This window comes from Paenibacillus sp. P2(2022) (assembly GCF_029522175.1).
Classification (GTDB): Bacteria; Bacillota; Bacilli; order Paenibacillales; family Paenibacillaceae; genus Paenibacillus; species Paenibacillus polymyxa.
The window spans coordinates 1,537,498-1,550,987 of record NZ_JAKWFI010000001.1; the positions used below are offsets into that span (position 1 = coordinate 1,537,498).

The 13,490-nt window shown below is 40.1% G+C and carries 4 protein-coding genes and 1 pseudogene; 1 reads left to right on the top strand and 4 read right to left on the bottom strand.

Annotated elements, in window-relative coordinates:
• Window positions 1–2 precede the first annotated feature (2 nt).
• Window positions 3–8,642, bottom strand: a complete 8,640-nt coding sequence (locus MMB75_RS06865; RefSeq protein ID WP_103042429.1) for a hybrid non-ribosomal peptide synthetase/type I polyketide synthase — start codon at window positions 8,640–8,642, stop codon at window positions 3–5.
• Window positions 8,643–9,398: 756 nt separating this feature from the next.
• Window positions 9,399–9,677 (bottom strand): annotated as a pseudogene (locus tag MMB75_RS06870) (tyrosine-type recombinase/integrase); the annotation flags it as partial.
• A 7-nt stretch (window positions 9,678–9,684) separates the two neighbouring features.
• On the opposite strand from MMB75_RS06870, the gene MMB75_RS06875 reads away from it, so the two are divergent.
• Window positions 9,685–10,119 carry an SDR family NAD(P)-dependent oxidoreductase gene (locus tag MMB75_RS06875; protein WP_260846485.1) on the top strand — a complete coding sequence of 145 codons (435 nt, stop codon included), beginning with the start codon at window positions 9,685–9,687 and terminating at the stop codon, window positions 10,117–10,119.
• 230 nt (window positions 10,120–10,349) lie between these two features.
• Here the strand turns inward: MMB75_RS06875 and MMB75_RS06880 are convergent, their stop codons facing one another.
• Both MMB75_RS06880 and MMB75_RS06885 read right to left on the bottom strand, forming a co-directional pair.
• Window positions 10,350–11,858, bottom strand: coding sequence for an alpha/beta hydrolase family protein (locus tag MMB75_RS06880; protein ID WP_019687298.1), 1,509 nt, complete (start codon window positions 11,856–11,858; stop codon window positions 10,350–10,352).
• Window positions 11,859–12,118: 260 nt separating this feature from the next.
• The gene (locus tag MMB75_RS06885; protein ID WP_026065422.1) at window positions 12,119–13,084 is read right to left on the bottom strand and encodes a poly(ethylene terephthalate) hydrolase family protein; all 966 of its coding nucleotides are present in this window, start codon (window positions 13,082–13,084) and stop codon (window positions 12,119–12,121) included.
• Between the last annotated feature and the right edge of the window lie 406 nt (window positions 13,085–13,490).

The following is a 13,490-nucleotide window of genomic DNA, read 5'->3' on the forward strand; positions in this document are numbered from 1 at the left end:
ATTTATAGATTTTCAATCATGCTTAAAATTTCTTCGATTTCCACTGTATCGTTAAGTCTATTTTTAATACTTTTTGCTATTGCCGAAATTGTAGGACCCATAAACACTTCTTTTAATGCAAATTCTATGTCAAATTCTTTATGAACCCTTGATACAAGATTGGTTGCCTTTAATGAGTCTCCTCCTAATTCAAAGAAGTTATCATTTACTCCAATCTTCTGGACTCCAAGGATTTGGCTCCATATCAGTACAAGCTTCTCCTCAATTTCACCGAATGGTGCAGCATAGTCTACCCCTGTATTAATATTTCCATCAGGGGCAGGCAGGGCATTTCTATCTACCTTGCCATTCGCTGATAAAGGCAGTTTTTCCAACTGTACAAAATATGAAGGGATCATGTAGTCTGGCAGATCTTTGGAGAGATACTCCCTTAATTCCGGTATTGTCAATTCACTTTCTCCAACTATATATGCACAGATGTACTTGTTCCCTTGGGGGTCTTCCCTTGTTGCTGCCACAACTTCTTTTATTGAAGAATGTTTTAGAAGCTGAGCTTCTATTTCTCCAAGCTCTATTCGGTATCCGCGGATCTTAACCTGATGGTCTATTCTGCCCAGGAATTCGAGATTCCCGTCAGGCAGCCATCTTCCCAGGTCTCCTGTTTTGTACAGCCTTATCCCCTTTTCTTCTCTGAAAGGATCTTCAAGGAATACATGGGCTGTTTTTTCAGGGTCATTTAAATAACCCCTTCCTACACCTGTTCCAGAGACGCAGATCTCTCCTTTTACTCCGATAGGGCACAGGTTCATGTTTTTATCTGTTATATATAGATTCATATTTTGTATAGGCTTGCCTACAGGAATGTTCTCTCCTTCATGAGCAGCTTCCATAGTATATAGAGTAATATCGTCCGCTGCCTCTGCAGGTCCGTAGGCATTAACTACTTTAGTATTTGGACATAGGTCAAACCATTTCCTTACTATGCCGGATTTTACGGTTTCTCCCGTTATCAGCAAGTAATGAAGTTTTTCCGGTTTATTCCCTGTATTTTCCACATACTCAAGCATTAAAGCAAGGTATGAAGGTACCACCTCAAGGACCGTTATGCCATCTTCTATGATCCGATTCGTAAACCTTGCAACATCCTTTACTATTTCATCTGGATAGATGATAATTTGAGCTCCTATGGTTAGGGCTGCAAAGAACTGCCATACAGATACATCAAAGTATTGAGGCGAGTTCTGGGATATTATGCTGTTGTTAGTTATACAAAGTTCCTTTATTTCCGCATGGATGTGGTTTATCATGCCAAGATGCTCTATCATAGCTCCCTTTGGTACACCAGTTGAACCAGATGTATATATAACATAGGCCAAACTATTTATGTCTATATCTAGATCTAGGTTTTCGCCACTTTCAGCCTCAATCTCTTTTTCACACTGGTCAAGGTATATAATTCGGCCTTTATAGTTCTCACTAAGCTGCTGGGTCACATAATCTGATAAGGTCAACACATAGGCAGCTTTAGATTCCTTAAATATATCAAGCACCCTTTGTGTAGGGTATTTTGGATTTACAGGTATGTAAGCCCCCCCTGCTTTCCATATACCAAGTACCGATTCTACAAATAAGGGTCCCCTCTCCAGCATGACAACTACGGCTTCTTCTCTACCAGTGCCAGCCTTTAGCATGTACCTTGCTATCCTGTTTGCCCTTTGGTTGATCTGGCCATATGTAAATCTACGGCCTTCATACGCTACTGCTATATTGTCTGGACGTACTTTCGTCTGCTGCTCAAACAGGTGGTGTACCGTCAGGTGATGTTCAAATTCAACCTTCGTATCGTTAAAGCCGTATATTATTCGCTCCTTTTCTTCTTGGGATAACATATTGATTTCTGATAGTTTTTTTTCAGGGTTTGAGGTTATCTCTTCAAGGATATTAAAGTAATGCTGAACAAGCCTTTCTACCGTCTCCTTCTTAAACAGACGTGTAGCATATTCCATCCATAATATTATATTATGACCATCTGGTATCAACTGGAATGTTAGGTCAAATTTTGATGTTTTACTTTCAACCGGATATTTGGAATACTTTAATTCACCACGATGTTCCATAATATGCTCATCAGAAGGAACAATATTAAACATAACAGTAAATAAAGGATTTCTGCTTGAATCTCTCTTTACGTTAAGTTTTGTCACAAACTGATCAAACCTGTATTCCTGATTTTCATATGCTTCTAAGGAGCTTTCTTTTACTTCTTCCAAGAACTCAGTAAAGGCCTTATTTCCCTCTGGGAAATTCCTTAATGCCAGGGTATTTATAAACATCCCCAGTATTCTTTCAGTATCAAAATGAGTTCTTGCCGCTATAGGAGTACCAATAATTATGTCTTCCTGTCCTGAGTATTTATACATTAGTGTATTTAATGCCGCAAGAAGTATCATATACACGGTGGCTCCTGTTTGGGAGGAAAGTACATTTAATTTATCCATCAAATGACTGTCTAAATCAAATAGCAACCTATTTCCTTCAAAGCTTTGAAGGAGAGGCCTAGGATAATCTGTAGGCATATCAAGGATAGGAATTTCACCCTTGAACCTATTAAGCCAGTATTCTTCCTGCTTTTTGTAAACCTCAGTGCTAAACAAGCCATTCTGCCACTGGGCAAAATCCTTATATTGCACCTCCATTGCCGGAAGGCTTTCACCACTTAATATAGAAACTATTTCATCAAAAGTCCTGATTATTGAAGTTCCATCCGAGACTATATGATGTACATCAAGCAAAAGTATTTGCCTGCTAGCATGGATTTCTATAAGACCTACTCTTATTAAGGGTGCTTTGCTTAAATCGAACGGTCTTACAAATTCATCGATTATTTTCTCTACTCCGTCTTCCTCAGACTCAAAATATTCTATAGTAAAATCAACTTCATCTTGTATCCTTTGCACAAGCTCCCCATCAATCATCTCAAAGGATGTCCTAAATGCTTCATGCCTTTGTATCAATGTTTTTAATGCTTCCCCAAGGGCAACCCTTTCAATCCCACCTTCAAATAAAATTCCCACAGGTATGTTATACCCAATGTTGTTACCCTCAAGATTATTAATGATATACATCATCTTTTGTGCAGATGAGGTTTCATAGTACTCTTTTTCAGAAACTTTAGGTATTCTTTCAAGCTCAGCCTTACCCATATTTAGGGAATCCTGTTCTGAAATCTTTCCCGATCCGTATAGCTTTGATATCATTTGCTCGGAAAGATCGTATATGCTGGAACCCTTAAGAAGTTCTACTATGGAAACAGGTGTTTTAAAGGCAACCTCCATCCTGTTTTTTATTTCGGTGGCCATTAATGAATCCATCCCAAAAACAGTTAGTGGTTGTTTGGTACTTAGATCCTCAGGATTATAACGCAAAACCTTCGCTACTATTGTTTTAATATGCATTTCAACGATATTCTGCCTGCTCTGTATTGGAGATGAAATAATATCCTCCAGGATATCAACATCCACCTTTGATTTATTTATATTCTCTTGTTGTCCTGACTCATCTTGCAAAAGAGTTTTAAGCACATGTGGAGAACTCATGGGTGAGAACCATTTTTCCCCAAACGTTTGCCACGAGAGTATAGGTAGAACCACAGACTGTGCAACAGCTTCTCCAACAAGGTGCTCCATAGCCCTAATTCCCTTTTCTACCGTTACAGATTCTATGGATTTTTGTATATAATACTCCGGATCACGTTCCATAAACCTTGCAGCCATTCCAACCTCTGACCATGGTCCCCAATTGATACTCAGTGCAGGAAGTCCTCTCGATAAACGGTAATGTGCAAGTGAGTCCAAAAAGGCATTCCCAGTTGCATATGCTCCCTGGCCTGGTGAACCAAATACAGAAGCAACTGAAGAAAATAAAATAAAGAAGTCAATAGGCCGTCCCTCTGTCATACGGTGAAGGTTCCATGCACCATTTACCTTAGGCGAAAGGACCCTATAAAAAGTCTCATCTTTACTAACCTCAAGAAATTGATCATCCGTAATACCAGCAGAATGTACAACACCTCGAATAGGAGGCCTTTCTTCCTTATCAAAATCTTTAAAAAATCCAGCAAGCTTTTCCTCATCAGTTACATCCACTGATCCAATATATACTGTTGCCCCCTGGGACTCCAGCTTACGAACAAACTCAATCCTCTCTGCAAGGCTGCTGCCTGGCTCTACATTGTTCCATTCAGAACGTTTTGGAAATTCTCCGCGTCCAAGCAGTACCAGATGTCTTGCTCCCTTGGCAACCATCCACTGGGCTGTAATCATACCTATGCCACCAAAAGCACCTGTAATAACATAACTTCCATCGGGGCGAAGATGTACGGGTACTTGATGCTGCATATCAATCCGCAGTTTATCGATTCTTGCTGCAAGTCTATTCCCATTACGGAAAGCAATTTGGTTCTCTCCATTACCTAAGACTTCTTTTAACAGCATTTCCATTTCACCCGCATTGGCCTCTATGTCAAGGTCTACAAGGCCTCCCCAATTTGAAGGCAACTCATGGTAACCTATGACGGTGCCAAGGCCCCATACCAACGACTGTAAGAATGCAGAATTTGGAGTAGCCCTGTTGATCATTTGGGCTCCTCTTGTAATAACCCACAGCTTAAAATTTAATCCCAGATTTGTGGTTGCTTGTACCAGGTGTTTTAATACAAACAGGTTTTCAAAACAAGCTTTTTCTATAGCTGTATTGCTAACTTCCTGGATCTCAAGGATATTGAGGCTCCACATATATACAATACCTGTTAGCTTCGTTTTAATTTTTGAGAATTCATCAAACAACGCTCTAAGATCCTCAATGCTTCGAGGGTTTATATATATCTCACGCTCTTCATACTGCCAACCAAAATTCTCACCAGGATATACCATAAAGCATTCTTCTCCCCTTTTTTCAAGGAGATTTGCCAGTTCTTTTCCTGCTGCTTTATGATCCACAAAAATAAGCCATGCTCCAGAGTTAGCAGCAGCTGTGCGGGTATCAACTTCTTCACTTTTTAGAAGCTCCCAGTTTATCTCATAAAGATAATCCTTAACTCTTCCAGCATCAGACCCTCCACTATTTCCAAGTTCCTTAGTTCTTATGCCCAGTATTTCGGCGATTAGATTTCCGTCCTCACTATATAGACGGATGTTGGCGTTCAAATTATTATCTTTCCTATCTACCATCTGCGTATGACAAAGCATGACAGGCTCCGGCCTTCCATAAAGCTGCACCCTGTCTATTCCTACAGGTAGGAATGATTGGCCTTCGTTATTTTCATCTTCATTAAGTGGTGCAACTGCCGCAATGGTAACCTGGAAACAGGCGTCCAATACCGCCGGGTGAAGACCGTAGATAGAGCTATCAATCTCCAGTATTTTAGGGATCTCGATCCTGCCAAGAGCTTCGTTATCACCTTTCCATATCTTGTCTATACCTTGGAAATAAGGACCATAATGGAAACCCATTTGATAGAAGGTTTTATAACATACTTCTTTTCCGTATTCTTTGGTACAATTGCCAAGTATTTGAATCAACTCATCTTTAGCAGTGATCTTTATGTTTTGCCGTTTTCTTATTGTGCCGGATGCATTGCATGTCCAAGTCTTATCTTGTCCCGGTATCCTGCTTGAAATCTCGAATTTTGCGGTTTTTGGATCCAAAACCACCTGCACCACAGGTGATACTCCTTGATTTAAAAATAAAGCATTTTCAAACTTTATATCTTCAACTGTATAAAAACCCTCTCCAAAATAGCTTCTGGCACAAGCCATTCCCAGCTCTACATACCCTGCTCCGGGGAAAACTTCTATACCTTGTATTTTATGATCAGAAAGATACGTCATATAGGTAGTATTAAGTTCAATCTCCCATATAGGGCTGGAAGTTTTCAAACGGCGTCCTAAAAACTTGTGCTTATTTTTTCCCTGCCTAAATTCACTTGATTCCTGCGTTTCCATCCAGTATTTATCCCATTGCCATGGATAAAGAGGGAGACTTACAAACTCACCTTGGTACCGGTAAATCTTGTTCCAATCTATAGGGTATCCCAGTGCATATAGATTCCCTAAGTTCTCCAGTATTGAAACCTGTTCGTTTTCATTTCTTTTTATAGAGAACAACTTCTTACCTTCAACGTTTTTAGCTGACAGACAATCAGAAATAGAAGCTGCTAAAACAGGGTGAGGGCCCACCTCAATAAATAAGTTATAATTCAACGAAATCATTTCATACATTGCTGCTTCAAAACGTACCGGCTCTCTTACATTTTTATACCAGTAATGTCCATCACACTCTGTACCCGTCAGCATTTTCCCTGTAACCGTGGAATATATCGGTATCCCGGCAGGCTGGGACTTTATTCCTTTTAATGCCTCCAATAGCTCCTGCTCATATGGTTCCATTTGGTAACTGTGATACGCTACATTGACCTTTAAAAGCCGCGCAAAAACCCCCTTATCCTGCAACTGTTTTTGGATCTGCTCAAGGGCATCAGGATCACCTGACAAAGTTACCGAATTTGGGCTATTGACTGCTGCCATTGAAACACCTTTTATGTTCTCATCCAGCAGGGCCACAACTTCTTTTTCTGGTAAACCTACCGCCAGCATTGTGCCCTTGTTTACTGCTTTTTGCTGTGCACGGCTTCTGTGAATACTTACCAACATGGCATCTTCAAGGCTGTAAATTCCTGCAACATATGTAGAAGCCACTTCTCCAACACTGTGTCCTACCACCGCATGGGGTATAATACCCAAGGATTTCCATACTTCAGTCAAACCCACCTGAACAGCAAAATTGGCAGGTTGAGCAAACTGGGGCTGGTCCAGACGTGAATTCTCCTCATCAGCGAGAAGTTCCTCCAGTAGAGACCATCCAGCATACTGACGTGTAAGTTTATCGCATTTTTCTATCATATTTCTAAACACAGGGTCTTTTTCAAGGAGCTGTCTGCCCATAGCCCACCATATGGGCCCCATACCTGTATATACAAAAACAGCTTTATTGTACTTTCCTGCCTCAACATTTCCCGCAGACATCCCCTGGCGTGCTTGTCCTTTAATATACGCTTCCAGGTTTCCTGCAAGTTCTTCCTTTGAAGATGCCGAAACCGCTAGTCTATAGTCATGATGGGTGCGCTTTTTGCTCATCATGCTTCCAATATCATATAAAGAAATACTTTCTCCACTTCCATTAATAAAATCAACATACTTTTGCGCATAGTTTTTTAGCGCCTTTTCTGAGCGCGCAGATATGGGAATCATATATGGCCATCCGGTATTTACATTAACTTCAGGAGTACCCTCTTTTTGGAGATCTGTAGCTTCCTCCAAGAGGATATGGGCATTTGTTCCTCCAAAACCGAATGAATTTATGCCAACCAATGCGGGTTGCGGCAAAGGCTCCAGGGTCTGAGGAATTCGTATACATAAATCGTCAAAGGGAATTTTAGGGTTTGGATTCTTAAAGTGCAGATGTGGAGGTATTTGCTTATGCTTTATGATTAGTGAAGCTTTTATCAGTGCGGCAACTCCTGCAGCGGCCTCAAGGTGGGCAATGTTTGTCTTAACAGATCCGACAATACACTTTTTATCTTTTGGCCTGTCTGTTGAAACCACTCGTGCTATTGCATTAGCCTCAATAGGATCTCCAACCGGAGTGCCGGTGCCGTGAGCTTCAATATATGTTATATCTGAAGGTGATATTCCTGCCTTTTTGTATACCTCCTTCATTAAGTTTTCCTGAGCCTGCCCGTTTGGAACAGTAATCCCGTCTGTGTGGCCGTCCTGGTTTACACCCGATCCACTTATTACGGCATAAATCCTATCTCCGTCTTCGATAGCATCTGACAGGCGTTTTAAAACCACAACGCCGGCTCCTTCCCCTCTTGCATAACCGTTTGCACTGGAATCGAAAGTTTTGCACCGTCCATCGGGAGATAAAAAACCACCCTTACTTTCCGCTATGGTATACTCAGGTGTAGCTATAACACTTACTCCGCCTGCTATTGCGAGATTACATTCATTATTCAATAAACTCCCGCATGCAAGGTGTGTTGCAACCAAAGAGCCCGAACACGCTGTATCTACAGACAAACTTGGACCTCTGAAATCATATATATATGAAATCCTGTTGGACAACATTGTCATCATCATACCCGTTGCCGAATGTGTATCTAAACTTTCAACCGATTCGTTTTTAAATTGTATTGCTTGATAGTCAAGGGTGAAGCCCGCTACAAAGACACCGGTATTGGTTCCTGCTAGCTTGGCCGGATCCAAGCCTCCATCTTCCATTGCTTCCCATGATGTCTCCAGCATCAGTCTTTGCTGTGGATCAAGAAAGGCCGCTTCCCTTGGAGAAATACCAAAAAACAAAGGGTCAAACTCATCTATTTTATCTAAAAATCCACCATGACAGGTGTAATGCTTGCCTGGCTTTGATTTGTCAGGATCATAAAACTTTTCTAAATCCCAGCGGCCTTCGGGTAAATCGGAAGTCATATCTTTTCCCGCAGTCAATGCTTCCCAGAACTCCTCAGGCCCCCTTATTCCTCCTGGCAAACGGCATCCTATTCCTATAATGGCGATTTTATCCATAACTTTCGACCTCCAATACTTTATTTATATTCTCTTGAATAGCTTGTCTGATAATCAACTTTACCAGCCACAGAAACTGTGATTTTATGTGGCCTCTCACAGTAATCCAAGACAGAAAGGTCAGTTTCAGTTAATACCCAATGATCATATTGAAGGGAATTATAAAGTCTGACCTCCCTACCAAGCCTCTTTACTAAAAACATAAAATCTATTTCTCCCCATCTCATTCTCTATCTTTCGGACTGGTGAGTACATAATATGCATTTCCTCCAATATTTTGTAGAAGTTTGACATAGTTCTATATATTCGATCTTTGATTAAACACTCCTTTGTTGAAAAAACACCTTTTCTGTCGAATTCTAAAAAAGTATCGAACGGATTTTTTCATGTAAACGTTTGTTGGAAAAGCGTTCTTCTAAAGTTTGTTTCTGAACAGATAAGCATAGCTGTATCAGTAATGCTATTGCATAAAACTTTTACTTCTCCAGTCAAGTAGGTAACTTTGTGTCACGAAATAATGACACAAAGTTGCCTACTAAAAACAGAAAAATCCTTATAAAATAAGGGTTTCTTTGGTAGGTAACTTTGTGTCGATGTACAGTTGTCCGTTGAAGTTAACTTTATTGCATTAGTGAACTTAAGATTATTGCATAAGTAAAAATGAAGATAAAGTTGTGGCATAAATCATATCATCCATCCTTTATGCAATAACTTTATCTTCAATAATCATCTACTGAATTACAATTGAACTTAGAGTTAATGCATAAAAAAATCTAAATCCATTTTATTAACCGCTGTCTTCAGATCGTCATCTGATAAATGTGTATATATCATCGTTGTCTGTACTGATAAATGACCTAGTTGATCCTTCAGTTTTGGAACATCATTGTTAGCCTTATGATATCTAGTTGCAAGTCTCAAAGCATGCACATTTAAAGACGGTTTACCATAAAGATTAGCATATTTTTGAATTAACTTTTCTATGGATCTTTGAGTAAGTCTTCGTGTGCCTCCTTTTCTTCCAGCCGGGCATGAAGATCATGTGCTCGCTCTCCCACTCGACGTCACTAATCCGGAACAGATCCGAAATGCGGTTGACCATACGATTGAGAAGTTTAAACGTATTGATGTGCTCGTGAACAATGCAGGTATCGGATATTTTAGCTCTGTTGAGGAAAGCGTAGAAGAAGAAACGCGTAAGATGTTCGAAATTAACTTCTGGGGACTCATGCATATTACGAATACTGTACTTCCCTACATGCGCTCACAAAAAAGTGGTCACATTATAAACTTCTCGTCCATTGGCGGTCTAACTTCCTTCCCAACTCTCGGGTATTATCACGCAACAAAATACGCCGTTGAAGGTATTTCCGAAAGTCTTGCGCAAGAACTGGCTCCTTTTAATATTTATGTGACTTTAATGGAGCCAAGCAGTTTTCGTACAGATTGGGGTGGCCGTTGGTCAACAAGCCTATGATGCGGCAACCTATAAATTTAACAACATGCTTGCCAGCATAGAACAATGGAAAGAAACAACGATAAACGCAGATTACAAATAATAAAATCACATATTGGCAGGATAGCTAAGGTATTGTTTCTGCTGCCCTTTTCTGTGTATCCACATCTCATCCTTCATTTAGAGCCAGCTAAATAAATCAAGTTTGCAGCATCCTGTTAAATTTTTAACAAGATGCTGCAGTAACTAATTTACATTCGTGATAATTTTTCCTTTATCTCTTTCCATGTGGCTGTGTACTGGTTCTTTAATATGGTATCATCGATATCTGTGATTGATCCCTGAATAAAATGATTCAATTCATTCATAGAATGGTTTTCTGCCCACTGATTTAATTCCTCTACGACTTCCTGCTGATAAATGACAAGGGAGCCATAAACAGTATCATCAATTCCTTGATGAGCAGGTAATTGTATACTCTCTCCCTGATAACGATCCAAAAGCAGAAGAAGCTTTCCAGGTAGCAGCATTTCTGTTTCTGCCAAGCTACGGGAGAGCATATCTCTGAGATACGGAATATCATCGGTTACACCTGTTCCGGATGTCGCTCGGTGGCTCCCGTAAGATTCTACAGTTCCATCGTCGTAAATGTTCAGGTTGAACGGTTTCTTACTGTCATAAGGAAGTATGCTGTCTTTATCCGGGTCAGTAATAATAATGTGCACTGTTCTTGTGAGGTCTGAAGGCAGTTCTTCTTCCAAAGTATGTCCGAGAACTCCCGGATAGCTGCTATTCAGTCTTGTCGAAAACCCCTCCGGCATTGAACTTCCGTTTTCTTCATAGGTGAATCGTCTTGAAATCTGATCGACTGGAACCAAAACATCAGACGTAACATGATTGATGACCAGAGGACTACTAAAATGATTTGCCAGTGCAACCGGGGAGAATGCTTCCCATCTTGCGATGTCTTCTTTATCCGGAAAATTATCTAAGATCGGCTCAAACATGCCGGATACCATACCTAGAAACGGAATCGGTAAGTCCATCATCGTTTTCAGCATTTCTTTCGCCGTTATCTCCGCAGTGATCATTTTAAACAATCCTTTAAGCATAACCCAGCCCATCTTGTTGTTGTTCAATTGGTTTCCTTCGGGAAAATACTGATAAAAATTAAAGTACACATTAGCAATCGGTGAATTCGCGATCGAAGCATTAATCCCCATTTGCAAAGCGTTAAGCATCAGTGTCGTGTATCCACCTGCGCTGCCCCCAACGAGGGCGATTCTTTGATGATCGACTTCTTCCATATGACGAAGCGTATATAAGGCGGCATTATTGAAAACCAGATCATCATCGGTCAGCTGACCGTTGTATTTATTATCAAATTTCGTCGGTGAAGCAACCATCCACCCTTCAGCTAGATACTTGCGCAATTCCACAGCATCCTCGGTCATTTCATAGTGAGGAATATAGATGACGGGGATCGGCTGCTCCGCATCCTTCGGAATATAGAGCCTCATTTGTCGGGTGTCCACTATATTGTCCTTGCTGATGTATTTTATATCAATGGTTCTCTGCTCAATATTTTCAAGAGGATGAAGTCCTTCTTGGGATTGCGCCTGTTGTGCAAATATCTTATCAATATCTAGTTCACTGCTATCAACTTTTGGAGGGAATAACATATTTTTAATTCTCAGTCCCACGATCAAAAGAATGAATATCAATATACACATGCCTATTATTTTAATCATTTTTCTCATTGAATTCTCCTTGATATTTGTTGAGGATGTCTACTGTCTTGTGTCTTATTTTCCTTGAAGTAATATACCTGATCTGAATAAACTGAAAATAAACTGATATGATGATGCCTATAACCAAATAAAACACAAACGGATATTTTTAACTTAATATTTCTGTTCTGTAGCAATCTTACGAAGTAATTCCAACTCAACTAAAAAAGGACTGGAATCCAGTCCTTTATCAGGTATATAACATTGTTGTAATTGTATATAAAAATAATTCATTGACTTCTAATAACATCCTGCCAGTTCGCATTTTCAAGTAACTCTGCATCGTCACCAAAGAATGCGTTACCCGCTTGTACATCACCTTTCAGCCAATACATAAACCAGGCTGTCATATATCCGTCTGCATGGTTCACCATATCGCTGTGGTCAGTGTTTACGCGCCTAGCCATAACTTTGGTTACCGTATCGGGAATATTGGAATAATTCGTATTAAGTGACCAAAGCGGAGTAATTCCTTGCCCTTCTGTAGCCGTTATGTCTTCTGCAGTTCCCGCATCAAAATCTCCCGTACCAGCAACCATGAAGTAAGGGATTTTGATCTTGGATACGTCGTAACTCCAATCGGTTCCCAATTGGCTTTGCTGTCCCCAGAAGCTTGAAGTGGCGCTTGCCGTAAACATAGCTTTGTAGAAATCACCGTTCTCCTGATTGGTTACGGCATTTATTGTTCCCACGCCTCCCTGCGAATGTCCGCCGATCCCAATGTTATCAACATCAATTTTCCCATAAAAATCGCTCTCCCTATCCTCATTCAGCTTTAGCATAAAGTCAAGGCTTGCAGACGATGAAGCTCCCGTTCGAGAATTCAAGTCCTCATTGCCAACAACAATAAACCCCCATGATGCAAGATGTTTAAAAACAGATTTATATTTTGATGCCGGGGTTCCCGTCCCGTTTGCCAATACAACGAGAGGATATGCAGATGAACGATCTTTCATTTCGGACGGATACCAAATTTCATATTTTTTATAGGTATCATTTTCTGCATCGAATTCTACAGAAGAAACCTCATTTGGTCCAAGAGCTGTATATTGTGCCTCTATTGGCTTATCAGTCTTTACAAACTTATAATAATTATCAAAGCGGTATGACTGAAATGCAAACAACGCTATAACTGCCAGAATAATTACAATAACTATGATAAACACAACTAACAATATCCTTTTTAATATTTTCACTATTTCCTCCTGAGTATGATGATAGTTTTTTCGTGTAACAAATGTATCATCAGATAATAGTTGAATCAATAAACCAAGACAAAACGATACATAAAGCATTAAATGTAACATGCTGATAAAAAAAACAGCAAACACCATTAATTAATGTCTGCTGTTTTACACCTTTACTAACATTAAGCTAATATGAAATAAACTATACAACATCGGGTGCATAATTATATACCGGCAAATTATCTGGCAATCGTTTTGCCTTCAAATACGGCATTATCTCCAGTATTCATCCCCTTAATGTCTTAGAAGAAACAATATAAAATATGTCATTATAACAAACATAGAGGGTTCTGCGCCTCTCTCGAAGACACTTCTCCAGATTTGCGCGGGTCAGCGGATAGGCTGCCGTCTCATT